Annotated in this window: 26 protein-coding genes; 11 read left to right on the top strand and 15 right to left on the bottom strand. The window is 69.3% G+C overall.

The features are described from left to right. Position 1: 1 nt before the first annotated feature. Positions 2 to 565 (top strand): TetR/AcrR family transcriptional regulator, encoded by a 564-nt coding sequence (locus AC069H_RS07815; protein WP_125673592.1) that lies wholly within the window; start codon positions 2 to 4, stop codon positions 563 to 565. Here AC069H_RS07815 and mce read toward each other — a convergent pair. Beyond that, entirely contained in the window at positions 559 to 1,008 is a 450-nt protein-coding gene (gene mce, locus AC069H_RS07810) for a methylmalonyl-CoA epimerase (RefSeq protein ID WP_410652210.1), read from the bottom strand. The genes AC069H_RS07815 and mce overlap by 7 nt on opposite strands. Positions 1,009 to 1,139: 131 nt before the next feature. Here mce and AC069H_RS07805 point away from each other — a divergent pair, with 131 nt between their 5' ends. Both AC069H_RS07805 and meaB read left to right on the top strand, forming a co-directional pair. Beyond that, positions 1,140 to 2,321: an acetyl-CoA C-acetyltransferase gene (locus AC069H_RS07805; protein ID WP_478231733.1), complete on the top strand. Its 1,182-nt coding sequence runs from the start codon at positions 1,140 to 1,142 to the stop codon at positions 2,319 to 2,321. Positions 2,322 to 2,326: 5 nt separating this feature from the next. Then, the gene (meaB, locus tag AC069H_RS07800) at positions 2,327 to 3,295 is read left to right on the top strand and encodes a methylmalonyl Co-A mutase-associated GTPase MeaB (RefSeq protein ID WP_478228543.1); all 969 of its coding nucleotides are present in this window, start codon (positions 2,327 to 2,329) and stop codon (positions 3,293 to 3,295) included. Positions 3,296 to 3,353: 58 nt separating this feature from the next. Here the strand turns inward: meaB and AC069H_RS07795 are convergent, their stop codons facing one another. Beyond that, positions 3,354 to 3,941 (bottom strand): hypothetical protein, encoded by a 588-nt coding sequence (locus AC069H_RS07795; protein ID WP_478231732.1) that lies wholly within the window; start codon positions 3,939 to 3,941, stop codon positions 3,354 to 3,356. Positions 3,942 to 4,087: 146 nt separating this feature from the next. Between AC069H_RS07795 and AC069H_RS07790 the strand changes: the two genes are divergently transcribed. Next, a complete protein-coding gene (locus tag AC069H_RS07790) occupies positions 4,088 to 4,768 on the top strand; it encodes a peptidylprolyl isomerase (protein ID WP_478228579.1) in 681 nt (226 codons plus the stop codon). 79 nt (positions 4,769 to 4,847) lie between these two features. On the opposite strand, the gene pdxR is transcribed toward AC069H_RS07790, so the two are convergent. Further along, a complete protein-coding gene (pdxR, locus tag AC069H_RS07785) occupies positions 4,848 to 6,227 on the bottom strand; it encodes a MocR-like pyridoxine biosynthesis transcription factor PdxR (protein WP_478231731.1) in 1,380 nt (459 codons plus the stop codon). 46 nt (positions 6,228 to 6,273) lie between these two features. On the opposite strand from pdxR, the gene AC069H_RS07780 reads away from it, so the two are divergent. Continuing rightward, complete coding sequence (locus AC069H_RS07780) at positions 6,274 to 6,738, top strand: carboxymuconolactone decarboxylase family protein (RefSeq protein WP_007031709.1); 465 nt, start codon at positions 6,274 to 6,276, stop codon at positions 6,736 to 6,738. Continuing rightward, positions 6,735 to 7,478 carry an isocitrate lyase/PEP mutase family protein gene (locus AC069H_RS07775; RefSeq protein ID WP_478231730.1) on the top strand — a complete coding sequence of 248 codons (744 nt, stop codon included), beginning with the start codon at positions 6,735 to 6,737 and terminating at the stop codon, positions 7,476 to 7,478. The genes AC069H_RS07780 and AC069H_RS07775 overlap by 4 nt, the downstream gene beginning before the upstream one ends. 58 nt (positions 7,479 to 7,536) lie before the next feature. Here the strand turns inward: AC069H_RS07775 and AC069H_RS07770 are convergent, their stop codons facing one another. From AC069H_RS07770 to AC069H_RS07745, 6 genes are all read right to left on the bottom strand, one after another. Further along, on the bottom strand, positions 7,537 to 9,165 hold the full coding sequence (locus tag AC069H_RS07770) for a solute symporter family protein (RefSeq protein ID WP_478231729.1): 1,629 nt from the start codon (positions 9,163 to 9,165) through the stop codon (positions 7,537 to 7,539). Beyond that, positions 9,162 to 9,503 carry a DUF485 domain-containing protein gene (locus AC069H_RS07765; protein ID WP_340683592.1) on the bottom strand — a complete coding sequence of 114 codons (342 nt, stop codon included), beginning with the start codon at positions 9,501 to 9,503 and terminating at the stop codon, positions 9,162 to 9,164. Before AC069H_RS07765 ends, AC069H_RS07770 begins: the two co-directional genes overlap by 4 nt. Before the next feature lie 67 nt (positions 9,504 to 9,570). Continuing rightward, the gene (locus AC069H_RS07760) at positions 9,571 to 11,304 is read right to left on the bottom strand and encodes a sodium/solute symporter (protein WP_340683591.1); all 1,734 of its coding nucleotides are present in this window, start codon (positions 11,302 to 11,304) and stop codon (positions 9,571 to 9,573) included. Then, positions 11,304 to 11,651, bottom strand: a complete 348-nt coding sequence (locus AC069H_RS07755) for a hypothetical protein (protein ID WP_478231728.1) — start codon at positions 11,649 to 11,651, stop codon at positions 11,304 to 11,306. Before AC069H_RS07755 ends, AC069H_RS07760 begins: the two co-directional genes overlap by 1 nt. Continuing rightward, the gene (locus AC069H_RS07750) at positions 11,648 to 12,418 is read right to left on the bottom strand and encodes a LytR/AlgR family response regulator transcription factor (protein WP_340683590.1); all 771 of its coding nucleotides are present in this window, start codon (positions 12,416 to 12,418) and stop codon (positions 11,648 to 11,650) included. The genes AC069H_RS07755 and AC069H_RS07750 overlap by 4 nt, the downstream gene beginning before the upstream one ends. Beyond that, positions 12,415 to 13,461: a sensor histidine kinase gene (locus AC069H_RS07745; protein WP_478231727.1), complete on the bottom strand. Its 1,047-nt coding sequence runs from the start codon at positions 13,459 to 13,461 to the stop codon at positions 12,415 to 12,417. Before AC069H_RS07745 ends, AC069H_RS07750 begins: the two co-directional genes overlap by 4 nt. Positions 13,462 to 13,532: 71 nt before the next feature. Between AC069H_RS07745 and AC069H_RS07740 the strand changes: the two genes are divergently transcribed. Beyond that, positions 13,533 to 14,012 (top strand): hypothetical protein, encoded by a 480-nt coding sequence (locus AC069H_RS07740; RefSeq protein ID WP_478231726.1) that lies wholly within the window; start codon positions 13,533 to 13,535, stop codon positions 14,010 to 14,012. Positions 14,013 to 14,097: 85 nt separating this feature from the next. Here the strand turns inward: AC069H_RS07740 and AC069H_RS07735 are convergent, their stop codons facing one another. Genes AC069H_RS07735 through AC069H_RS07715 form a run of 5 tightly spaced genes read right to left on the bottom strand, consistent with a single transcriptional unit; the run spans position 14,098 to position 18,976 of the window. Next, positions 14,098 to 15,087 carry an ABC transporter substrate-binding protein gene (locus AC069H_RS07735; protein ID WP_478231725.1) on the bottom strand — a complete coding sequence of 330 codons (990 nt, stop codon included), beginning with the start codon at positions 15,085 to 15,087 and terminating at the stop codon, positions 14,098 to 14,100. Positions 15,088 to 15,118: 31 nt separating this feature from the next. Further along, positions 15,119 to 16,180, bottom strand: coding sequence for an ABC transporter permease (locus tag AC069H_RS07730; RefSeq protein WP_073848166.1), 1,062 nt, complete (start codon positions 16,178 to 16,180; stop codon positions 15,119 to 15,121). Next, entirely contained in the window at positions 16,177 to 16,941 is a 765-nt protein-coding gene (locus AC069H_RS07725) for an ATP-binding cassette domain-containing protein (protein ID WP_478228533.1), read from the bottom strand. Before AC069H_RS07725 ends, AC069H_RS07730 begins: the two co-directional genes overlap by 4 nt. Next, a complete protein-coding gene (locus AC069H_RS07720; protein ID WP_478231724.1) occupies positions 16,938 to 17,993 on the bottom strand; it encodes a class I mannose-6-phosphate isomerase in 1,056 nt (351 codons plus the stop codon). Before AC069H_RS07720 ends, AC069H_RS07725 begins: the two co-directional genes overlap by 4 nt. Continuing rightward, positions 17,990 to 18,976 (bottom strand): LacI family DNA-binding transcriptional regulator, encoded by a 987-nt coding sequence (locus AC069H_RS07715; RefSeq protein ID WP_478231723.1) that lies wholly within the window; start codon positions 18,974 to 18,976, stop codon positions 17,990 to 17,992. Before AC069H_RS07715 ends, AC069H_RS07720 begins: the two co-directional genes overlap by 4 nt. 206 nt (positions 18,977 to 19,182) lie before the next feature. Here AC069H_RS07715 and AC069H_RS07710 point away from each other — a divergent pair, with 206 nt between their 5' ends. The 4 genes from AC069H_RS07710 (at position 19,183) to AC069H_RS07695 (ending at position 24,222) form a co-directional block, all read left to right on the top strand. Beyond that, positions 19,183 to 19,788 carry a TetR/AcrR family transcriptional regulator gene (locus tag AC069H_RS07710; protein WP_478228530.1) on the top strand — a complete coding sequence of 202 codons (606 nt, stop codon included), beginning with the start codon at positions 19,183 to 19,185 and terminating at the stop codon, positions 19,786 to 19,788. A gap of 82 nt (positions 19,789 to 19,870) precedes the next feature. After that, a complete protein-coding gene (locus AC069H_RS07705; RefSeq protein WP_478231722.1) occupies positions 19,871 to 21,160 on the top strand; it encodes a flavin monoamine oxidase family protein in 1,290 nt (429 codons plus the stop codon). A 105-nt stretch (positions 21,161 to 21,265) separates the two neighbouring features. Further along, positions 21,266 to 23,653 carry a GH92 family glycosyl hydrolase gene (locus tag AC069H_RS07700; protein ID WP_478231721.1) on the top strand — a complete coding sequence of 796 codons (2,388 nt, stop codon included), beginning with the start codon at positions 21,266 to 21,268 and terminating at the stop codon, positions 23,651 to 23,653. Between the two features lie 203 nt (positions 23,654 to 23,856). After that, positions 23,857 to 24,222: a DUF3817 domain-containing protein gene (locus AC069H_RS07695; protein ID WP_478228527.1), complete on the top strand. Its 366-nt coding sequence runs from the start codon at positions 23,857 to 23,859 to the stop codon at positions 24,220 to 24,222. A 65-nt stretch (positions 24,223 to 24,287) separates the two neighbouring features. On the opposite strand, the gene AC069H_RS07690 is transcribed toward AC069H_RS07695, so the two are convergent. Next, positions 24,288 to 24,788, bottom strand: coding sequence for a MarR family winged helix-turn-helix transcriptional regulator (locus AC069H_RS07690; RefSeq protein WP_478228526.1), 501 nt, complete (start codon positions 24,786 to 24,788; stop codon positions 24,288 to 24,290). Between the last annotated feature and the right edge of the window lie 41 nt (positions 24,789 to 24,829).

Here is a 24,829-nt window from a genome sequence, read left to right as displayed (position 1 = left end):
CGTGAAAGAGGATTCGGCGAAACAGCGCATCCTGCGGGCCGCGGAGGCGCTCTTCGCCGAATCCGGTTTCGACGCCACGCCCACTTCGCGGATCGCGGAGCGGGCGGGCGTGCCGAAAGGCTTGGTGCACTACTACTTCCGGCGTAAGTCGGATCTGCTGGCCGCGCTGGTCGCCGAACTGCCCGACGCCCGGATCGAACCGGCCGTCGTGGTCGTCCCCGGCGACCTCGCGGGCAGTCTTCGCGGCCTCGTCGTCGAACTGGACAGGCGGTTCAACCGGTCCTTGGCGCTGTCACACCTGTTGTGGCGCGAGGCCGACACGCACCGCGCGGTCCGCGACGCGCTGGCCGAACGCTTCCAGCAACTCGTCCGGCAGGTGAAGGCCGTGATCGTCGCCGCGACGGGCGGCAAGGTCGCCATCGCCGACGTCGATTCGGCGTCGGGACTGCTCGCGCGGGCGGTCAGCCACCGTCACGCGACAGCGCGGCACACCGAGGACGGGGACCCCGCCGAGATCGACCGCGAGGTCCTCTTCATCGCCTCAGCGTTGACGCGGGGTCAGTGACCGTCTTTCGCGGGCTCGACCAGTTCCACGAGCACACCGCCGGCGTCCTTGGGGTGCACGAAGTTCACCCGGCTGTTGGATGTCCCCCGCTTCGCCTCGTCGTAGAGCAGCCGCAGTCCCTGCGCGCGCAGCGCCGCGGCGGCAGCGTCCACATCGGACACTCGATACGCCAGCTGCTGCAGCCCGGGGCCGCTCTTCGCGAGGAACTTGCCGATCGCGGAATCGTCGCGCAGCGGCGCGAGGAGCTGGATCGCGGTCTCGGTCCCCGCGGTGCCCGGCGCGCGCAGCATCGCCTCGCGGACGCCCTGCTCCTCGTTGACCTCCTCGTGCGCGACCTCCAGGCCGAAATGCTCGGTGTGGAAGGCGATCGCGGCGTCGAGGTCGGGTACCGCGATGCCGACGTGGTCGATGGCGGTCACGAACGGTTTCAGCGCCTGGTTCATGCAGAGCAGGATAGGTGCGCGAGCGAGTGGACCGGCGTGCGCCGCCTCACACTGGCTCCATCAAGAGACCCGCGACCCGGGTATGGTCGCGAAGACCCCCTTTGCCCTTGCGCCGATGCTTGGAGGACGCCGTGTCCGGTTCCGTGATCCTGGGTGCCGCCCGTACACCGATCGGGCGATTGCTCGGTTCCCTGAAGGATTTCTCGGGCGCGCAACTCGGCGGATTCGCCATCAAGGCGGCGCTGGAGCAGGCCGGCGTCTCGCCGGACGCGGTCCAGTACACGATCATGGGCCAGGTGCTCACCGCGGGCGCCGGCCAGATCCCGGCCCGTCAGGCCGCGGTCGCCGCCGGTATCCCGATGAGCGTCCCGGCGCTGACCATCAACAAGGTCTGCCTCTCCGGCCTCGACGCCATCGCGCTGGCCGACCAGCTCATCCGCGCGGGTGAGTTCGACCTGATCGTGGCGGGCGGCCAGGAGTCGATGACCCAGTCGCCGCACCTGCTGCCGAAGTCCCGCGCGGGTTTCAAGTACGGCGATACCACGCTCGTCGACCACATGGCGTACGACGGCCTGTTCTGCGCCTTCGACCAGGTCGCCATGGGCTCGTCGACGGAGAAGTACAACAGCCGCTACGGCATCACCCGTGAGCAGCAGGACGAGTTCTCCGCGCGGTCGCACCAGCGCGCCGCCGCCGCCATCGCCGAGGGCCGGTTCAACGTCGAGATCGCGCCGGTGTCGATCCCGCAGCGCAAGGGCGACCCGATCGTCTTCTCGCAGGACGAGGGCGTCCGCGCCGACACCACCGCCGAAAGCCTCGCGAAGCTGCGTCCCGCCTTCGCCTCCGACGGCACCATCACCGCAGGCTCGGCGTCGCAGATCTCCGACGGCGCGGCCGCGGTCATCGTCGCGAGCAAGGCCAAGGCCGAGGAACTGGGCCTGACCGCGCTCGCCGAGATCGGCGCGCACGGCGTGGTCGCCGGTCCGGACGCCAGCCTGCACGAGCAGCCGTCGAACGCGATCCTGGCCGCGCTGGCCAAGGAGAAGCAGACCGCGGACGCGCTCGACCTCGTCGAGATCAACGAGGCGTTCGCGGCCGTCGGCCTGGTCTCGGCCGACAAGCTCGGACTCGACCCGGAGAAGGTCAACGTCGACGGCGGCGCCATCGCGCTCGGTCACCCGATCGGCGCGTCCGGCGCGCGGCTCGCCGTGCACCTGGTGCACGAACTCCGCCGTCGCGGCGGCGGGCTCGGCGCGGCCGCCCTCTGCGGCGGTGGCGGCCAGGGCGACGCGCTGCTGATCCGCGTTCCGTAAAGCCCTTGCCGGTACAGCTGGACATCGACGAACTGGTCGGTCGCGCGCGGGACGGTGTCCCCCGCGCGATCGCCCGGTTGCTGTCGCTGGTCGAGGACGCTCATCCACGGTTGCCCGAGGTCGCGGCGAAGCTGACGCCGCACACCGGCAACGCGCGGGTCGTCGGTCTGACCGGTCCGCCGGGTGTCGGTAAGTCGACATCGACGTCCGCGCTGCTCACGGCCCTGCGGGCGCGGGGCCTGCGGGTCGGGGTGCTGGCGATCGACCCGTCGTCGCCGTTCTCCGGCGGCGCGCTGCTCGGCGACCGGATCCGGATGACCGAACACGCCACCGATCCGGGCGTCTTCATCCGTTCGATGGCCACGCGCGGTCATCTCGGCGGGCTGTCGTGGGCGACGCCGCAGGCGGTCCGGGTCCTCGACGCGGCCGGGTTCGACGTCGTGCTGATCGAGACCGTCGGCGTCGGTCAGTCCGAAGTGGACGTCGTGAAACTGGCCGACACCACGGTGGTCCTGCTCGCGCCGGGGATGGGCGACGGGATCCAGGCGGCCAAGGCGGGCGTGCTGGAGATCGCGGACGTGTTCGTGGTCAACAAGGCCGACCGCGAGGGCGCGGACGCCACCGTGCACGACCTCAAGCAAATGATCTCCTTGGTGCGCAGGGAGATCCGCGGTCCGAGCTGGCGTCAGCCGATCGTGCGAACGGTGGCCTCGCGGGGCGAAGGCGTCGAGGACGTCGTCCGCGCGCTCGACGAACACCACGACTGGCTGGTCCGGCGCGACGAACTGCCCCGCCGCCGTGCGGCGCGGGCCCGGGACGAGGTCGAGGCGATCGCCGTGCAGCGGCTGCGCGCGGAACTCGTCGACCTGCGCTCCGGCGACCGGCTCACCGAATTGGCCGAACGCGTGGTCGCGCGGAAACTCGACCCGTTCGCGGCGGCCGAAGAACTCATCGGAGATCTTCGCGACTCGTGAGTGGTAAGGACGGTTCTAACCGTCCTTACCACTCACGAGGTTGTTGGTGCGGCAGCGGTCAGAATTCGACGTACATCTTGATGTCACCGAAATCGCTGTCGAGATTGTCCAGATGGGCGATCGCGTCCTCTTTCCAGACTTCGAGCTGGTTCGTCTCGCCGTAGGTGAGCTGCTCGCCGTCGGCCACCTTGTGGGCGTACTTCGTGATCGTGACGGTCTGGCCCCGGCAGAACTCCACGCGTTCCAGGAACCTGTCTGCCATGTCGGGATCGAAGACGCGGCCCATCCGGACGTAGCCGTTGTTGATGTGCTCCTCGCAGTAGAAGTGCGCCGCGGCCGAGGCGACCCACTCGGTGAGCGACGCGTCGCGAGGCGGCCACTTCTCCCGGACGTGCGCTTTGATCTCCCTGGCGAGGCGGACGACCCGGCGCCGTTCGAGATCGGTCAGCCCGTCCTCCTTGCGAAAGTCGAGGATCATGTCGTCGACGACCTTGGCGAGCCTGAGCATGCGCGGCTTGTCGAGTTCGGCCGGTTTCTCCGGCGGCAGCCCGGCCATGACCCTCTCGTGCACGAGGACGTACTGCGTGTACGCGTACAGGAAGGTCAAGGCGTTCAGCTGCCATTGGTGTCGTTCGGCGATCTCCACGGCTTCGACCCTAATCGCGGACCTACTTCCGGACCTGTGTGAGCGCCGGGGATTCACCCTATGCTCTCTTCTTCGTCCACGGCTGGGAGGCAGGAACCGTGCAGAGGATCGCGAAGGTCTTTGTGGCAGTGCTGGGGGCAGGGCTGATGCTCGCGGCCGGCACCGGAACGGCGTCGGCGGAGGGCGCGCCACCGAAGGTCACGAAGGGGCCGTGCCAGTACACGCAGACCCCGGATGAGCCTGCCGCGCGGCCGGTCCCGCTGCCGCCGGACCCCCGGCGCACGCCGGACCGGGGCAAGGTCCCGGTGCAGCTGAGGACCAACCAGGGCAAGATCGACCTGACGCTCGATCGGGCGAAGGCGCCGTGCACGGTGCAGAGCTTCCTGCACCTGGCGAAGCACCGTTTCTACGACCGCACGACGTGTCACCGGCTGACCGCGTACCCGACCTTGAAGGTGCTGCAGTGCGGTGACCCGAGCGGTACCGGCGAGGGCGGCCCCGGCTACAAGTACAAGGACGAGCTGCCCGTGGGCCTGCCGCCCGCGCCGACCGACCCGACCGGCGAGCGCAAGGTGTACGCGCGTGGCGTCCTCGCGATGGCCAACGCGGGCCCGGCGACCAACGGAAGCCAGTTCTTCGTCGTGTACGGCGACTCCGCGCTGCGCCCGAACTACACGATCTTCGGCACCGTGGGTCACGAAGGCCTCGAAACCCTCGACGACGTCGCCGCCGGTGGCATCAAGCCGACCCCGGAGAACCCCGCCCCGGTCGACGGCGCCCCTGTCCTGAAGACCGACATCCTCCGGGCGCGCCCCTGGTTCTGCTGACCCCCCTTATGCATTTCGTCCTCTGAATGCGGTGGTTCGTTGGACGTACTACCGCATTCAGAGGACGAAATGCGGGGAGTCAGGTGACTTCGAAGATGGCCTCGCGCAAGGCTTGGGTGGCGCCGCCGAAAGCGTGCTTCGCGGCGGCGCCATACCCGATGATGAGCCCTTCGCGCCGCGGCTCGCCGATCCAGTACTCGCTGAGCCCTTCGAGCCCGATGGCGCGGCGGCGGCAGGCGGCCAGCACCTCCATCTCCCGCGGAAGCTCGCCGGGGAACTGGAGCACCAAATGCAGCCCGGCCGAGATCCCCTGCGGCAGCACGGAATCCGGCAGGGCCGCGAGCAGCTTGTCGCGCCGGGACCGGTATTCGACGCGGCAGCGGCGGATGTGCTGGTCGTAGGCGCCCGATTCGATCAGTTCGGCCATCGCCAGCTGGTCCAGCAGCGCGGGCCGCGCCCCGCTCTCGGCCAGCGCCGCGCGCACCGGCTCGACCAGGAACCGCGGCAGCACCATCCAGCCCAGGCGCAGCGACGGCGCGAGCGTCTTGCTCGTCGTGCCCACGTACACGACCCGTTCCGGAGCCAGCGCCTGTAGCGCGCCGACCTGCTGATGGTCGAAGCGGAATTCGCCGTCGTAGTCGTCCTCGATCACGACGGCACCGGTTTCCTCCGCCCAGCGGGTGAGTTCGGCCCGCCGCCGCGGCGCGAGGGTGACGCCGAGCGGGTACTGGTGCGCCGGGGTGACCACCACCGCCGGACTGTCCAAAGCGGACACCGTGATCCCGTGGTCGTCGACGGGCACGCCGACCACGCGGGGACCGTTGGCGGCGGCGATGTTCCGGTAGATGTGCAGCGACGGGTTCTCGAACGCGATCTCGTCCGCGCCGCGCGCGTGCAGGACCCGCGCCAGTACCGCGATCGCGTGCGAGAACCCGGAACACACCAGGATGCGGGCGGGGTCGGCGATCACGCCGCGGCTGCGGGCCAGATACGCGGCGAGCGTTTCCCGCAGCTCCGGGGCACCGGACTCGGCCGTGTAGTCGAACGCCGACATCGGCGCCTGGTGCAGTGCCCGCCGGGTCGCCGCGAGCCAGGCGGAGCGGGGGAACGCGGACAGGTTCGGCCTGCCGGGGCGCAGGTCCCAGCGCGGCGCCGGGTCGCGGGGGACGGGCCGCGGCGGTGACGCGGGCAGCGCGCCCGCCGTCGCGACGCGGGTCGGCGCGCCCTGCGTGGTCCGCAGGTATCCCTCGGCGGCGAGGTCGGAGTACACCCTGGTGACCGTTCCCCTGGCCACGCCGAGGTCCTGCGCCAGTGCCCTGGTGGAGGGCACCGCGGCGCCCGCCTGCCAGCGTCCCTCCCGGATGGCCGCGCGGATCGCCGCGGCGAGCCCGCTCCGGCCGCTTTCGGGACGCCAGTCCAGATGGACGTCTATTCCCGAACTGGACCACGATTCCGCCATGATACTGGACCATACTCGTGGGCCAGTCGCCGCTAGATTCGACGGCATGACCGAGCGAATCCATGTGGGCAAGCGAGTGCCCGAGATCTACCAGGCCATGGCGAAACTGCAGGCCGAAGTCGAGAAGGCCGCCGCCAACGCCGGTGTCGACCAGAAGATCCTCGAACTGGTGAAGATGCGGTCGTCGCAGATCAACCACTGCGCGTTCTGCCTCGACATGCACTCCCACGACGCGCTGCAGATGGGTGAGTCGCCGCGGCGGCTGTTCGTGCTGCAGGGCTGGCGCGAGACCGAACTGTTCACCGAGCAGGAGCGCGCCGCGCTCGCGCTCACCGAGGCGATCACGAACGTGGCGACCCTGCACGACGTCCCGGACGACGTCTACGAAGAGGCCACCCGCGTCTTCACCGAGGAGCAGTACCGCGCCGTGGTCTGGGAGGCCATCGCGATCAACAGCTGGAACCGGATGTGCGTGACCAGCCACGCGCCGCTGCCCGAGCGCGCCGAATGACGGCGGCTCGGCTGCGGGAACTGCACGTCGCGGGTACTCCGCTGCTCCTGCCGAACGCGTGGGACGCCGACAGCGCGCGTCTCGTGGAAGCCGCCGGGTTCCCTGTTGTGGCGACGAGTTCCTTCGCCGTGGCCAAGGTCCTCGGGTACGAGGACGGGGAGGACGCGCCCGCCGCCGAGATGTTCGCGGCGGCGGCGCGGATCGCCCGTGCGGTCTCGGTTCCGGTGACCGTGGACGCGGAAGGCGGGTACGGGCTCGAAGCGGGAGAACTCGCGGCGAGGCTGGCCGAGGCGGGTGCCGTCGGCTGCAACTACGAGGACACCGATCACGCTTCAGGTGGGGTACGCCCGCTCGAGGCGCAGGCGGAACGGGTCGCGGAGTTGCGCGCGGCCGCCGGGGACGCACTGGTGATCAACGCCCGCGTCGACGTCTTCCTCGGCGCGTCCGACGAACGAGCGGTACTGGACGACGCGATCCTGCGGGCCAAGGCGTACTTCGAGGCCGGGGCGGACTGCGTCTATCCGATCCTGGTGAAGTCGCCGGAGGTGCTCGGCGAGTTCGTGAAGGCGGTCGCGCCGGGAGCGGTCAACGCCGCTCCGATGCCAGGAGGCCCCGATCTCTCCGCGCTCACCGCACTGGGGGTGGCGCGGATCTCGCTGGGCACCGGGCTGTGGAAGTCGGTCCGCGCCGATCTCCGCGCGAAGCTGGCCGAACTGACGGCGGGGAAGCTGCCTTACTGAATGGGAACCGGGGCGGTGCGGCCGGGGGCGTTGGATGCCGGCCGCACCGTCCCGGCGACTAGTGGGCGATCGCCTTCTCGGCGCCCGCACCGGTGAGTGAGCGGACCTCCATCTCGGCGTACTTCTTCTGGTTGTGTTCCTTGGACAGCACGGTCCCGAGCCAGCCGAGGAAGAAGGCGACCGGGATCGAGACGATGCCCGGGTTGTCCAGCGGGAACCAGTGGAAGTCGACGCCCTGGATCATCGAGGCGCTCTTCCCGGTCTTCGGGTCGACGGGCTTACCCGAGACCGCCGGCGAGAAGACGATCAGGACGACGCACACGCTCAGACCGCCGTAGATGCTCCACAGCGCGCCCTGGGTGTTGAACCGCTTCCAGAACAGCGAGTACAGGATCGTCGGCAGGTTCGCCGACGCCGCCACCGCGAACGCGAGCGCCACCAGGAACGCGATGTTCTGCCCGTTGGCGAGGATGCCGCCGAGGATCGCGACCGCGCCGATCACCAGCGCGGTGATCCGGGCGACCTTCACCTCCGAATCCGGGGACGCCTTGCCCTTCTTGATCACGCTGGCGTAGACGTCGTGCGCGAACGACGCCGATGCGGTGATCGTCAGTCCCGCGACCACCGCGAGGATCGTCGCGAAGGCGATCGCCGCGATCAGGCCCAGCAGGACCGGCCCGCCGAGTTCCAGTGCCAGCAGCGGTGCCGCCGAGTTGACGCCACCCGGCGCGGCCTTGATCTTGTCCGCGCCGACCAGCGCGCCGGCGCCGTAGCCGAGCACCAGGGTGAACAGGTAGAAGACGCCGATCAGCGCGATCGCCCAGACCACGGAACGACGGGCTTCCTTCGCGGTCGGCACCGTGTAGAAGCGCATGAGCACGTGCGGCAGGCCGGCGGTACCGAGGACCAGAGCGATGCCCAGCGACAGGAAGTCGAGCTTCGTCGTACCGGTCTTGCCGTACTGGTTACCCGGCCCGAGCAGCGCTTCACCGGCGCTGCCCGCCCTGTCCACCGCGCCCTGCAGCAGCGCGGAAAGGTTGAAGCCGTACATGCCCAGGACCCACAGCGTCATCGCCAGCGCGCCGGCGATGAGCAGCGCCGCCTTGATGATCTGGACCCAGGTGGTGCCCTTCATCCCGCCGATGAGCACGTAGGCGATCATGATGATGCCGACGATCACGATGATCGCGGCCTGCCCGGCCTTGCTCTCGATCCCGAGCAGCAGCGCGACGAGGCCACCGGCCCCCGCCATCTGCGCGAGCAGGTAGAAGAACGAGACGGCCAGCGTGGACGTCGCCGCCGCGGCCCGCACCGGGCGCTGCTTCATCCGGAACGCCAGCACGTCGCCCATGGTGAACTTGCCGGTGTTGCGCAGGAGTTCGGCGACCAGCAGCAACGCGACCAGCCACGCCACCAGGAAGCCGATGGAGTAAAGGAATCCGTCGTAGCCGTAGACGGCGATCGCGCCCGCGATCCCGAGGAACGACGCGGCGGACAGGTAGTCACCCGCGATGGCGACGCCGTTCTGCGGGCCGGTGAACGCGCGGCCGGCGGCGTAGTAGTCCGACGCCGTCTTCGTGTTGCGGCTCGCCCGGAACACGACGAACAGCGTGACCACCACGAACAGGCCGAAGATGGTGATGTTGAGTACGGGGCTGCTGCCCTCGACTCCGGCGGCGAGGGTCATTTGGTCTCACTCTCGATGTCCGTGCGGATCTTCTCCGCGATGGGGTCGAGTTTCTTGTTCGCGTAGCGGACGTAGAGCCCAGTGATCACGAAGGTCGAAACGAACTGCAGCAGACCGAAGACGAGGCCGACGTTGATGTTTCCGACCAGCTTCGTGCTCATGAAGCCGTGCGCGTAGTCGGCGAGCAGCACGTAGAGCAGGTACCAGAGGAGGAACAGCGCCGAGACGGGGAACACGAACCGGCGCAACCGAGCCCGCAGTTCCTTGAACTCCGCGCTGTCATGGGCTTTGTCCCAGTCCGTTTCCGGCGGACTGGGAGCGTTCGTTTCGGTACTCATCGTGCTCTCCTCGCACCGCGAATGTGTTCCGCGACACGTTAAGGAGAGGTCAAGGAGACCGGAACCTTCAGCGGTTCAAACGTCTGCCGAGACGACGAACGGTCGACGAACGGTAGTCCGACCACGACGAGGGGGTTTCGGCTGTGCGATCGTCCAAGTGCAGCCGCAGCATGGCGGCCGTCGACCAGGCGGGAGGCCTGCCCCGCCAGGAAACCACGATCATTACTCCGAATGCCAGCGGAACCGACCAAGGTGCGGGCTGCGACACGAGAATCGCGGGCAGACCGCTCAGGCTGGGGACGAACAAGGCCACGAGGATCGAGCCCGAAGACGCGACGAGCCCGGCGAGGACGCCGCTGATCGCGCCCGCGGCGGTCAGCCGGTTCCACCAGATGCCGAGCACCAGCAACGGGCAGAACGTGGACGCGGCCACGGTGAAGCCCCAGGTGACGAGGACGCCCGCGTCCAATCTGGCCGACGGCAGCGCGAGCAGGACCATCACCGCCGCCGCCCCGAGCACCGACCAGCGCAGTCTCCGCAGGCCGCCGGGCGCCAGGTCGTGCGCGACCGCGCCGGAGATCACCAGCAGCAGCCCGAGCGACGTCGCCAGGAAAGCCGCGAACGCGCCCGCCGTCAGCAATCCGGTGAACAACGACCCCGCCCAGCCGTCGTCGATCTGCGCCGGCAGCGCGACGACGACCGTGTCCGTCGCGCCCGAGACGTACAGCTCGGGCACCAGCACGCGGCCGAAGACGCCGTAAACCCCTGGGAACAGGTAGAAGACGCCGAGCAGGGCGACGGTGATCGCCGCGGTCCGGCGGGCGGCGCGGCCGTCCGGGCTGGTGTGGAAGCGCATCAGGACGTGCGGCAGGCCCATGGTGCCGAGCATGGTGGCGATCAGGATCGCCCACGTGCCGAGCAGCGGATAACCCTGATCGCCGAGGTCGAGCAGCGGCCGTTGCCAGTCCGGCCCGCCCAGCGGGGCACCGCCCCGGACGGCGGGAACCGGCGTGCCCTCGGCGAATTCCAGCGTTTCCCCGCTCCTGGCCACCAGTTCTCCCGGCGGCACCACGTGCTTTTCCGGGGTGAGCAGGGTGGTCGGCTCGCGCAGGGTCAGTGTCACGTCGATCTCGAAGGACAGCTGGGTGTCGCGGGCGAAGTGGGTGAATTCCACCGGGTGCACCGAAGCCGACCGTTCCTCCGGGGAGACCTGGGAGACCAGCCAGATCGCGGGGATGATGAACAGCAGCAGTTTCAGCACGAACTGGAACGCCTGGACGTAGGTCGCCGCGCGCATGCCGCCGAGTGCCAGTGTCGCGCTGACGGCGGTGCCCGCGATGACGACGCCGACCCAGTACGGCGTGCCGCCGACGGCGGTCAGCACGAGCCCCGCGGTGCGGAACTGCGGGACCAGGTAAAGGGTTCCGATCACGAGGACGACGACGGCGGCCAGACGGCGCAGTGCGGGGGAAGCGAGCCGCGCCTCGGCGAAGTCCGGGACGGTGAGCGCGCCGGAGCGCCGCATCGGCGCCGCGACGAGCACGAGCATCGCGATGTACCCGGCGGTGAATCCGACCGGGTACCAGAGCGCGCCGATGCCGTCCTTCACCACCAGGCCCGCGACGCCGAGGAACGACGCCGCGGACAGGTATTCGCCGGAGACCGCGGCGGAGTTGACCAGCGGCGAGATCCGGCGCGAGGCGACGAGGAAATCCGACGTCGTGCGCATGGCCGCGACCCCGCGCAACCCGATCAGCAGGGTGACCAGCACGACGGGGGCCACCGAGAGCGCTGCGACCACTACTCGTCCTCGATCTTTTCCGCCCGGCGCAACTGCCACCACGACAGCAGCGCCATCGCCGGGTACGGGAGGATCGCGATCATCAGCCAGGACAGCGGGATACCCACCAGCCGCACCGAATCCAGCCCGGGGAACACCCCGAACACCAGGGGGAGCCCGAACACCAGCCCGAACATCCCGGCCAGCGCGGGAATCCCTCGGCGGCGCTGGGCCCGGTAGAGCGCGTCCGCGCGTTCGGCGTCACTCGCTGCCAGCCGGGGAACCCGCCAACGTCCGCGCGAACGGCGCCGCGAATGCGCGAGCCGGGTCTGCGGGCTGGTGACGGCGACCCGTTTGACACGGCTCACGAGCGGCTTCCCCGGCCCAGTTCGCCGCGCTGCGCGGCGGCGAGCAGCCGGTCGCGCAGGTCGCGCGCGTGGCGGCGGCTCACCGGCACGTCACCCGCTTCGGTATGCGCCAACAGCCCGCCGGTCGTGTCGCTGCGCAGTTCGAGCACGGCGTCCACGGCGAGCAGGAAACCCCGGTGCACGCGGGTGAATCCCGTTCCCTCCCAATACTCTTCGAGCCGGGAGATGGGCATCCGCGTGACGTGGACGCCGGATTTCGTGTGCAGCCGGACATAGTCGCCGTGCGCCTCGACGAACTGGACGTCGTCGCGGCGGACGTACCGCGTGCGCCCGCCGGATTCCACCGGCAGCGCGGACATCGCGTCCGGCGCGGGTTTCGGCTCGTCGGGCTGGTTGCCCGCCATCCGGACCACTTTGGACAGTGCGGCGGACAGCCGTTCCGCGCGGACCGGTTTGAGCAGGTAGTCGACCGCGCCGATCCCGTACGCGGCCACGGCGTGCCCGTCATGCGCGGTGACGAACACGATCACCGGTGGTTCGCTGAGCCGCGCCAGCAGCGAGGCGAGCTCGAGCCCGTCGAGGCCGGGCATGGAGATGTCGAGGAAGACGGCATCGAAATGACTGCCCTGCAAAAGTTTGAGCGCGTTGACGGCGTCACCGGCGGCGACCACCTCGGCGACTTCCGGTGCCTCGCGCAGCAGGCTGCACAGCTCGTCGAGAGCGGGCGGGACGTCGTCGACCGCCAGCACCCGCAGCCCGTTCGTCACGGCAGCACCCCCGGCTGGAATCGGGGCACGCGCACCACGACCCTGGTACCCGCGCCGGTCTCGGTCTCGACCGTCAGTCCGTACCACGGGCCGTAGACGCTGCGCAGCCTTCTGTCCACATTGGCCAGTCCGACGCCGCCGTCGTCGCCGCGCCCGGCCAGGATCGCCGCCGCGCGTGCGGGTTCCATGCCGACACCGTCGTCCTCGACGCTGATCACGCAGTCGTTCCCTTCCGCCATTCCCTGAACCTGGATGAACCCCGCCTCGGCGCGCGGCTCGATCCCGTGCCGGATCGCGTTCTCCACCAGCGGTTCCAGCACGAGGTACGGCACGGCGACGGCCAGCACCTCCGGCGCGACGCGCACCTGCACCCGCAGCCGTTCGCCGAGCACGGCGCGCTGCAACGCCAGGTACGTCTCGATGGCGCGGAACTCTTCGGCGACCATCGTGTACTCGCCGTGCCTGGCGAGGCTGTAGCGCGTGTACTCGGCGAAGTCGAGCATCAGGTCGCGGGCGCGATCCGGGTCGGAGCGGACCAGCGAGGAGATCACGGTGAGCGCGTTGTAGACGAAATGCGGTGAGATCTCGGCCCGCAGCGCCCGCAGTTCGGCCTCCGCGGCCTGCTCGGCGGAGGCCTCCAGCCTGCCGCGTTCGAGCGCGTGGACGACGAGCTCGGCGGCCTGGCGGGCGAGGGCGTTCTTGCCATCGGCGACCAGGAGGACGCCGGCCAGTTCGTCGTGGACGTGCAGGGGCAGCGCCAGCAGCCCGGGCTCGGACACCGGCGTCTCGGAGTGGAGGACCTCGTCGAGCGCCGCGATCACGACGTCGTCGGCGGCCGGTCTGCCCGACCAGATCAGCGAGCCGGAGAGGTCGGTCAACCCGAGGCCGGGGACGCCGAACAGCCGCCGGAGGCCGTGCGCCGCGTGGCGGGCGCGGGGCCCGGCCAGGCCGTCCATGAGATCGTCGGAGACACGCTGGGCGGCGGCGAGCACCGGCACCGGATCCGCGCTCGCGGCGGGACGCCAGGGCAGACGGGTGGTCATCCGGCCTCCTCCGCGACGTCGGGGCCTAGATCCTAACGTCGCTGCGTGGATTCGGCGGTTACGCTCCGGGCATGGTCACTGGGGATGCGGTGGTGCTCCGGCTGGACGTCGTGATGCGCCGGTTCGCGTGGGCGGGGTTCGTGGTGTTCGGCGGGGGCGGCCTGGTGGCCGTCGTTCTGGCGTTGTTCTCCGGCTCGGTTTCCGGGGTGGTGTTCGGCCTGCTCAGCGTGGCCTTCGCCGGGCTGATCCTGCTCGCCCTGCGGCGCTCGGCGGGCTCGTTGGCGATTTCCGCCGCGGGGTTCGCGGTCCCGGGTGTGTTCGAGGTCCGGTGGACCGAAGTGACGCGGCTGCGGGCGTGGCGGGAGAAGCGCCGCGTGGGGCGGTGGATGCACTGGTGGCACTACCGGCTCGAATGGACCGGCTCGGGGCCCGAAGTGCTGCTTGAGGACGGCGAGTACGCGTACGCGCTGGGTCACCTTGGTGGGGGCGCTGCGCTCTATGGGGCTCTCACGCGCTTCGCACCCGCTGGGGTGGTCGAGTTCGCCGAGTGAGCGCCCCCCCCCCCGAACGCTATGAAAGGTCCTTTCCTTGCGAAATTTGCAAGGAAAGGACCTTTCATAGCAGTACCGAGGCGCGTCAGCAGCTCTGCTTGTAGAAGTACTGAGCGTTCGCGTCCATGTTCGCCTTGGTGATGGAGTGCAGCGAAGCGGTCAGGTTGCGCGTCACCGGCTTGCCCTCCAGGGCCGCGATGGCCTGCTGCACACCCTGCTGCCCGATGGCGGCCGGGTCCTGCGCGATGAGGCCCTGGTACTCGCCCTTCTTCAGGCCCTCGATCTCCGACGGCGAAGCGTCGAAGCCGATCAGGTTGACCGCGCCGATCTTGCCCGCGTTCCGCAGGCCGGTCGCGGCGCCCTCACCGGTGTTGAGGTTGGTCGCGAAGATGCCGATCAGGTCCGGGGTGGAGGCCAGCGCGGCGGTCACCTTGGACGCGGCCTGGTCGGGCTCGTTCTGGGTGAACTGCACGCCCGCCGACTTCAGGTTCGGGTAGTTCTTCAGCTCGTCCTCGAAACCCTTCGCGCGGGTGTTCGTGGTCGAGGTGCCCGCGATGGTGTCGAGAACCAGCACCGACCCGGTCTTGCCCGCGGCCAGCTCCGCCATGGTCTTCGCGGCGAGCTTGCCGCCCTCGGCGTTGTCCGAGGAGATCGACGACTCGGCCACACTGGTGTCCTTCAGCGCGGTGTCGACCTCGATGATCTTCGCGCCGCGCGACTTGACCTGCTGGATCGGCGCGAGCATCGCCTGCGCGTCGGTCGGCGCGATGAGCAGGGCGGCGGGCGGGTTGGAGCCCAGCGCGTTGACCAGCTGGGTCTGCATGGCCGCGTCGAATTTCTGCGGGGCCTGCGTGGTGAGCTCGTAGCCCGCCTTCTTGGCCTCGGCCTCGGCGCCGCACTGCATCGAGATGTAGAACGGCTCGGCCTGCACGCCCGGGATGAGCGACAGCTTCTTGTTGTTGGTCTTGGCGCCGGAATCGCCCGACGGCGCCTCGCCGACGGTGCCACCGCCGCACGCGGTGAGCAGGAGGGCCGCGGAAACGGCGGCACCGGCGGCGAGCAGGGTCTTCTTCATGGGGAATGCACCTCTTTGTGCGTAGGGAGAACTAACGAGAGTTGCGGCGACGACGGCGCCGCTGGTCGAACCAGACCGCGGCGATCAGCACCGCGCCGACCGCGATCATCTGCCAGAAGTCCTGGACCTGCGTGATGTTGAAGCCCTTCTTCAGCACGGCAGGGATGAACACGCCGATCACCGTGCCCAGCACCGAACCGACACCGCCGAAGAGGCTCGTGCCGCCCATCACCGTGGCGGCGATGGCGTTGAGGTTGTCGGTGGTGTGCGCCGAAATGGTCGTCGACGCGTAGTACGCCAGCGAGAGGAAACCGGCGACACCGGCGAGGAAACCGGTGAGCGTGTACACCTTCAGCAGGTGCGCGGTCACCCCGATGCCCGCTCGGCGCGCGCCCTCGGCGTTGGAGCCGACGGCGTAGGTGTAGCGGCCGAATTTGGTGGTGTGCAACAGCCAGGCGCCGATCAGCGTGATCACCACGGCCACCAGCACCAGATTCGGCACGCCGCCGAACGACGTCCCGTAGCCGAGCGTCTTGTTGAGCTCGGTCGGGACGCTGCGCACGTCGGACCCGTTGTTCAGCAGGTACGCGGCGCCGAGCGCGGCACCCATCGTGCCGAGCGTGACGATCAGCGGCGGGATGTTCGCCACCGCGATCAGGAACCCGTTGATGAGCCCCCAGATCGTGCCCGCGACGACCGCCGCCACGAGCCCGGCGGTGATGACGCCCCAACCGGCCTTCGTCGCGTCGCCGTCCGGGCTCAGCGCCTCCATCGTCTTGCCCGCCACCATGCCCGCGAAGATCAGCACCGAACCGACCGAGAGGTCGATCCCGGAGGTGATGATCACGAACGTCATGCCGACCGAGAGCACCAGCAGCACCGAGGTCTCGATGAGCAGGGTCTGGAAGGTGAACAGCGTCGCGAACTCGGCGGGCGCGATCGCGGTGAACACGATGATCAGCGCCAGCAGCACCAGCGCGATCCAGAACGTGTTCGCCCCGATCAACCGCTGGCCGATCGATCGTTTGCCGAAACCACCGTCCACCGAGGTCTGGATCTCGGGGCCGTTCTTCGTCGGAGTGGACACGGTCACGCCGCCTCCTCTTGTACGAGGGCGCCCGTCATCGCGGCGACCAGGTCTTCCAGTTTCGTGTCGGCGCCGGTGAACCGGGCGACGCGTTTGCCGAGCCGCAGCACCTCGACGCGGTCGGCCACCGACAGCACCTCGGGCATGTTGTGGCTGATCAGCACGACGGCGATGCCCTTGTCCCGCACCTTCTTGATCACGTCGAGCACGCGTTCGCGCTGCACGACGCCGAGCGCGGCCGTCGGCTCGTCCATGAACACGACCTTCGACGCCCAGACGACCGACCGCGCGACGGCGACACTTTGCCGCTGCCCGCCCGAAAGCGAGCCGATCGGGACGTCGGTGCTCTGCAGGGTCACGCCGAGCCGCTGGAACTCCTCGACGGCCTGGCGCTTCATCTCCTTCTTGTCCAGCATCCCGAGCTTGCCGAGGATCCCCTTGCGGTGGATCTCCCTGCCCAGGAACAGGTTCGCGGCCGGGTCGAGTTCCGGTGCGACCGCGAGGTCCTGGTACACCGTCTCGATCCCCATCCGCCGTGCCGTGGTGGGGGAGTCCAGCACCACTTCGGCACCGTCGAGCAGGATGCTGCCCGACGTCGGCTGTTCCGCGCCGGACAGACATTTGACCAAAGTGGACTTCCCGGCGCCGTTGTCGCCGATCAGCGCGGTGACCTCACCGGCCCGCGCCTGGAACGACGCGCCGCGCAGCGCCTCCACCGAGCCGTAGCGTTTGACCAGGTTCTGTGCGTCGAGCAGGAGTTCGCTCACGATCGCTCCCTCTTCTCGGGTGCGGGCGGACGGCAGCGGATGACGGTGACGTCGCCCTCCACAGTGGACTGCCCGGCGTCGTGCGGGACCACGTACGTCTCGCCCTTGCGCAGCGCGTACTCGCCGCCGTGTTCGGTGCGGAGCGTGCCCGAACCGGCCATGACGACCAGCACCGCGAACGACGGGTCGAGTGACAACGTTGTCGACCTACCGGAAACGGCGGGACGGAGCTGGTCGGCGCGGAAGAACGCGTCACTGCCGTCGGCGAGGAGGTCCACAGTGGACGCTTCGTCGGCCGCGGTGCGCTTGACGATCGAGCCGAGCCGTTCTTCGTCCCAGCCGGAGGTGTCCAGGGTTTCGATGGCGCTCTCGAAGCCGATACCGAGGTGCGCCTTCTCCGGGTTCGCCAGGAAGTCCCGCCATTCCAGGGTCAGCGAGAAGTCGGTCGGCTGCTGGAGCTCGACGACGAACACGCCTTCGCCGATCGCGTGCGGCAGGCCCGCCGGGATGTAGACCGTGTCGCCGGGCGTGACCGCGACACTGTTCAGCGCCCCGAGCATGGCGGGCGCGTCCTGGGTGCGGGCCCATTCGTTGACCGTCGCCTTGTCGACGGTCTCCTTGAAGCCCGGGTAGACGCGGGGGTCGTCGCCGTAGGTGCCGACCACGATCCACGCCTCGGTCTTGCCGAAGTGCGAGTCGAAGTGCCGCCTCGCGAACGAGTCGGACGGGTGGAAGTGCACCGGCAGGCGCTGGCCCGCGTCGAGCAGCTTCACCAGCAGGCCGGTCGAATCGCCGAGCGCCTCGACGTGCTTGGCGCCGAGCCACGCGGACGGGTTCTCACGGACGGCGTCGCGGAGCCAGACCCCGCTGGGCAGCTTGGTCAGGCCGTTGGTCTCCTGGCCGAACATCGTGGTGGCCGAGCCGACCCAGTCTTCGGGGCCGAATTTCGACTCCGAGGGGGCGCCCCGCAACGCGGCGATGGCGTCGCCGCCGCGGTAGAACTGCGGCGGCTGGTTCGCCGGCAGGCGGATCGGTTCGAGGTGGCCGCTCATGAAGGGGCGACCTCCCCGGAACCGCGGGCTACGAGGTGCACGGGCAGAACTACCTTTCTCGGTGCGGATTGATCTCCCTGGACCCGGGCGAACAGCAGTTCCGCGGCCGCCCGGCCCAACGCGCTCACGTCGTGCGCGATCACGGAGACCGGCGGATCCAGCAGATCCGCCAGTTCGAAGTCGTCGAAGCTGATCATCGCGGGACGCCGCTCCGCGTGCGCCAGCGCGCGCAGCAGGTGGACGGCGACCCGGTTGTTGCCCGCGATCACGGCGGTGGCCGGATTCGGCCCGGTGAGCAGCCGCCGTACGGCGTCGCCGACGCTCTCGGCGGTCGGCGTACGCATCGCGACAAGGTGCTCGTCGTAGGGGATCCCGTTGCGGACACAGCCTTCGCGGAAGCCGCGCAGCCGTTCGCCCGCGGTGAAGATGTCCGGGCTGTCGGCGAGGAACGCGATCCGGCGGTGGCCGTGTTTCGCGAGGTGGGCGACCGCTTCGACGGTGCCGCCGATGTTGTCGACCAGCACCGTGTCGGCCACTATGTCGCCGGCGGGCCGGTCGAGGAACACCACGGGCGTGCCCGCGCGCATCTCGGGGACCAGGTAGCCGTGCTGCATCCCGGCCGGGACGACGAGGATGCCGTCGACGCGACGGGAGCAGAACTCCAGGACCAGTTCGCGTTCGCGGTCGGAGTTCTCCTCCGACGAACCGGTCAGTACCTGGCGGCCGAACGAGGTCGCGATACGTTCGACGGCCCGGTTGAGCTCGGAGTAGAAGGGGTTTCCGACATCCTCGACGATCAGGCCGATCGTCCCGGTCGTCGAGCCGCGCCGCAGGTTCCGCGCGCCGAGATTGCGCCGGAACCCGAGCTGCTCGATCGCCGCCATGACGCGCTCCGCGGTGTCCGGATGGACGGCGGGCTCGTCGTTCACCACTCGCGAGACGGTTTTGATGCTCACGCCCGCGAGCCGGGCCACGTCACTCATCGTGGCCCGTCGGCCGGTAGTGCGGTGGCCGTTGTCCGGTCCGCTGGAAGACAACGTTGTCATAGTGGCGGGAATTGAACGCCAGCGGCGCGGTGATGTCAATGCCCGGTTCGTCCTGGAGGCGCCTTCCGAAGTCGAACCGTTACGCGGGCCGGGGCTTCGTGCCCCGCTGTGGCAGGGTCTTGTCCGATCGAGGGGAGTGCGGAATGCCGTATGTCGAAGCGTCGGTGCGCAGCAGGCAGTTCGTCGCCGCCGCCCGCGAAGTGATGCAGCGCGACGGCGTCGCCGCGACGACCTTGCGGGCGGTCGCGGCCGAAGCCGACGTCCCGCTCGGCACGTTGCAGTACGTCTTCTCCAGCAAGGAAGCGCTGCTGCGGGCCGTGATCGAGGACGTGGTCGAGGAGATCTCGACCGTGCTGACCGGGACGGTCGAACTCGACCGGGGGCTGGCGCACGCGATCCGCCAGGGGCTGACGAGCTTCTGGTCCGAGCTGGTCGCCGATCACGTCAAGCTGCAGCTGATGCAGGGCGAACTGCTCCATTACGCGCTCCGTAAGCCGGGGCAGGAAAGCATGGCGAGCTGGCAGTACCGGCGCTACGTCACGGTGCTGACCGACTGGTGCCGGGAGGCGGCCGTCAACGCGGGCGAGCAGTGCGCGCTGCCCTACGAGCGGCTCGCCAGGGTCATGCTCGCCGGCGTCGACGGGCTCATCGTGCAGTACGTCTGCGAACCCGACGAAGAGCGCGCTCGCGCCGACCTCGAAACCGTCATCGGGATGCTCATCGCCTCGGCGGACATCCGGCCTGTCTGAGGTCTGACCAGCATCGTTGCGGGTCGCCTTAAGCTGCTTTAAGGTCAAGTCATACGACTGACTGAATTGCGGAGGTTGACGAATGGACACGACTGTCGTGGTCATCGGTGCCGGTTTGTCGGGGCTGGTGGCGGCACGCGCTCTGCACCGGCGAGGCGTCGAAGTCGTCGTACTGGAGGCCGCGGGCCGGATCGGCGGACGGGTCCTTGGCGAGACGACCGTACTGGGTTCCCGGCTCGACCTCGGCGGGCAGTGGATCGGGGCCGACCATCACCGGGTCAGGGCGCTGGCGGCCGAATTCGGCGCCACCGAGTTCCCCATGCACACCGGGCCGCATCCCGTGTTGATCGAGGCGGGCCGGCGGGTGCCGCTCTGGTCGCCCGCCCTGCTGCCCGCCGGTCTCGCGCTGGTCGCGGCGGGTGTGCTGGGCAGGACGGGTACGCCGAAACGGTGGAACCGCACGACGCTGGGATCGGTGCTGCGCGCGGTGCCGGGCCGCCGGGCCCGCGGGTTGCTGGAGGCGGTGGCCGCGGTGTCGTGGACCGCCGACCTCGACCGGTTCTCCGTCGAAGCGATGACCAGGGTGATCCGCGCGCAGGGCGGATTGCGGACCATGCTGTCGACGGCAGGCGGGGCGCAGGAGGCCTTGCTCGCCGAGAGCATGGGGGCGCTCGTCGACGGTCTCGCCGCCGAACTCGGCTCACGGGTGCGGACCGGGGCGGCGGTCACCTCGATCGACCGTGACGTCGACGGGGTCACCGTGCGGACCGGGACGGACACCCTGCGGGCAGCGAAGGTCGTCATCGCCGTGCCACCGCCGGTCGCCGCCCGGATCGCGCACGAGCCCACGCTTCCGCGACAGCGGCTCGATCTGGAAAAGAACTCGTACATGGGGACGGTGCACAAGGCGATCGCCGTCTACGAGCGGCCGTTCTGGCGGGAGCGCTCGAACGGGGAGTTCCTCGTCCTGGACGGTGTCGGACACACGGTGTTCGACACGACCGCCCCCGGCGGGCCCGGACACCTGTGCGTGCTGGTCGGCGGACCCCGGGCGCGGCGGCTCGACGAACTGGACACCGCTGCCCGCCGTGACGCGCTGCTCGGGCCGCTGGTCCCGCATCTCGGCTCCGCCGTGCTCGAACCCGTGGGCTGGCACGAAAAGGCGTGGCATCTCGACGAGCACGTCGGTGGTGGTTACACCGCGCTTCCCGTGCCGGGCACGACCGACGGTTTCCCGCCGCTTCCGTCGGCTCCGGCCGGGCATGTGCACTGGGCGGGTTCGGAAACCGCCCGCGAGCACCCCGGTTACCTCGACGGCGCCATCGAGGCCGGCGAACGCGCGGCGCGAGAGGTGGCCGAAGCGCTCAGGTGAGCTTGTCCCGAAATGGACAGGGTTTGGCGGCCCTCTTGACCAACTGGTCTGTTCTTGTCGAAGGTGAACAGGCAGCGACAACGTTGTCAGGAGGCGGCCTTTCCCATGCCCGCACGTACTTCGATCCGCGTCGCCGGATTGCTCACCGCGCTCGTCGTCCCCGCCGGGCTGGTCACGCCCGCCGCGGCGGCGGCGCCCGGTGGCGACTCCGTGGACGCGGTCAACACCTTCATCGGCACCAAGGACGACGGCAACACCTTCCCCGGCGCTTCGGCGCCTTTCGGGATGACGCAGGTCAGCCCGATTTCCTCGCATTACGCCGGCTACCGCTACGACGACACCGCGATCCGCGGCTTCGGGCATTTCTTCCTGTCCGGCGCGGGCTGCTGGGAACAGGGCGGCCTCGTGTCGACCCTGCCCACCACCGGCGCGGTCGGGCCCGGCGCGGCGTTCGACACCACGAAACCCGAGACGTTCGACCACAGGAAGTACGCCTCGCCGTACACGCACGAGGGCGAGGTCGGGAAGCCCGGCTACTACAAGGTGCGGCTCACCGGCTACGGCGGCGTCGACGCGGAGACCACCGCGACCACGCGGACCGGCGTCGAGCGGTACACCTTCGCGAAGTCCGGCGACGCGAATGTCTTCGTCAACGTCGGGCAGGCCAACGACAAGGAACCCGTGACGGCGAGCCAGATCCGCGTCGTCGGCGATCGGACGGTCGAGGGCATGGTGGAGTCGCAGGCGTTCTGCGGCGGCAAACCGTACAAGACCTGGTTCACCACGACGTTCGACACGCCGTTCAAGTCCTTCGGTACCTGGTCGCCGACGGGCGGTACCCCGGGCTCGAAGGAGTCCGCCGGTGGTGAAGGGCTGCGTGGCGCGTGGCTGACCTTCGGCGGCGGGCAGGTCACCGCGACGACGGCGATCTCCCATGTGGACGCTTCCGGCGCGAAGCTCAACCTGGCCTCGGAGAAGGGGCGTTCGTTCGACGCGGTCCGGGACGGCGCACAGCGCGCCTGGCGCAAGGAACTGTCCTCAGTGGACATCAAGGGCGGTACGAAGGACGACCGCACGGTGTTCTACACCTCGCTGTACCACGCGCTCCTGCAGCCGTTGACCGGCAACGACGCCGACGGCCGTTACCGTGGGTTCGACGACAAGATCCACCGCGCGCTGGGCTGGACGTACTACGAGTTCTTCTCGCTGTGGGACACCTACCGCACGCAGAACCAGTTGCTCGCGCTTTTGCGGCCGGCGCGCGCGAAGGACGTCGCGAAATCCGTGCTCGCCATCCACGACCAGGGCGGCTGGTTGCCGCGCTGGGCGTACGCGAACCAGGAGACGAACACGATGACCGGCGATCCGGTCACCCCGTTCCTGGTCGACCTGTGGCGGTTCGGTGCGCTGTCCGGCCAGGAATTCAAGGCCTACCAGGCGCTTCTGCAGAACTCGCGGGAGATCCCGCCCGCGTCGTCGCCGTTCCAGGGCCGCTCGGGGAACGCGAGCTACCAGAAGGACGGGTTCGTCCAGTACGACAAGGACTTCCCGAAGAAGGGTCAGGACACCGACCCGAACCACGGCGCTTCGGCCACGCTGGAATACGCGCTCGCGGACTGCTCGCTGTCGATCATGGCCGCCGGTCTCGGCAAGCAGGAAGACGCGAAGGCCTTGGCGGAGAAGGGGCGCAGCTATCGCACACTGTGGGACTCCTCGGTGACCGACCGCGGCTTCACGGGGTTCTACCGGCCCAAAGTCGAGGGCGGCGAATGGTTCAGCCCGGCGGGCAAGCCGTTCGACCCGCAAAGCCAGGACGGCTTCCACGAGGGCACGTCGTGGCAGTACCAGTGGCTGACCCAGCAGGACGTCCCCGGACTCGTCGAGCGCATGGGCGGCAAGGAGAACGTCGGCAAGCGGCTCGACGACTTCTTCGCCTACGGGGATCTGGTCAAGGACCCGGCGAAGACCGTGCGCGAGGAATGGGTCGTCGGCCCGTACAACTACTACAACCAGTTCCGCTACAACCCGAACAACGAGCCGGATCTGCACTCGCCCTGGATGTACACGCTGACCGGGCAGCCGTGGAAGACCTCGGCTGTCGTTCGCGCCGCGCACACGCTGTTCACCAACGCGCCCAACGGTGTCACCGGCAACGACGACCTCGGGACCATGTCCGCGTGGTACGTCTTCAGCGCGTTGGGGCTGTATCCGGCGGTGCCGGGCACCGGGCAGTTCGTGCTCAACGCGCCGCGGTTCGAGAAGTCCGTGGTGCGTCTGGAGAACGGCCGTGACATCACCATCAAGGCCGACGGCGCCGACGGGTCGAAGCTCCAGTACGTCCAAGGACTGGGAGCCGGTTCGCAGCGGGCGTATGTCGGGTTGGAACAGTTGACGCGAGGGACCACTTTGGACTTCAAGCTCACGGACGACCCGTCGAAGGCGACGTGGGCGACCGGTCCCGAAGGTGCCCCGGAATCGCCCTGCGCCGGGTGATCCGAGTGGTTTAGACCGGTTCGTACCGGGGGTCGTGAGGAGCATCACGGCCCCCGGTGTTCCGGTGAGCGTCGTCACGCCTCACACTGGTATTACCACGTCCGACAGCGCTGTTGACGTTCTTGGCGAGTCCGCCTTGGACAGTGCTCGTCGGACGTAGTCATGTAGACACACACAGTGGTGAGACCCCACAGGAGGAGAAAGTGTCCAGCAAGGCCGCTCTAGTATTCCGCGTGGCCGCGGTAGCCGAAGCCCTCTCGTGGGCCGGGCTGCTGGTCGGGATGTTCCTCAAGTACGGCGTCAAGCTCGGCGAGGGCGGCGTTCCCGTCCTCGGCATGGTGCACGGCGTCGTGTTCGTCCTCTACGTGCTGGTCTCCCTGTCCGTGGCGAAGCCGCTCGGCTGGCGCCCGAAGACCCTGATCCTCGCGCTGCTCTCCAGCATCCCGCCGCTGTTCACCTGGCTGTTCGAGTCCTGGGCGCTGCGCAACGGCAAGCTGGACGGCCCGCAGCGGCTCTCGCACGGTGGGGTCGGCCTGTTCGCCAAGACCCCGGAAACCGCCGCCGCCTGATCTTCTTTTAAGCGCGTGAAGGCCCCCTTCCCTCGGCTCAGCCGAGGGAAGGGGGCCTTCACGCGCTATTCGGTGAAGTCGCCGGTGGCCTTGCGGACCTTCGTGAGCAGGTCGGTCAGCTGCTCGGTCTGCTTGCCGGTGAGCCCGGTCAGCCCGAAGTCGATTTCGGTGACCGCCTTCGTGGCCTCTTCGCGGCGTGCGCGGCCTTCGCCGGTGATCTCGACCAGCGTGGTCCGGCGGTCGGTCGGATGCGGCACGCGCTTGACCAGGCCGTCCTTCTCCAGCCTGTCGACGATGTTGGTGACGCTCGTCGGATGCAGTTGCAGCCGCTCGCCCATCACGCGCATCGGCAGCCGGGACGCGCGGGCGAAGGTCAGCAGGACCAGCGCCTCGTACCGGGCGAAGGTCAGCCCGTGCGGTTTGAGCGCACCGTCCACCGCGGACTGGATGATCTGTTGCACGCGCATGATCCCGGTCACCGCGGCCATGGTCTCGGACGGCCCGATACGGGCCTCCCACAGCTGCGCCGCGCGGGCGATCGGGTCGAACGGCAACGGACGGCTCATGGCGCTCGAAGTTACCAGCGGGTACCCGTGCCACGCCGCAC

The sequence above is a fragment of the Amycolatopsis sp. NPDC043887 genome (assembly GCF_056435665.1).
Note: the sequence above shows the minus strand (reverse complement) of the source record. Positions and strands in the feature narration are given on the sequence as shown.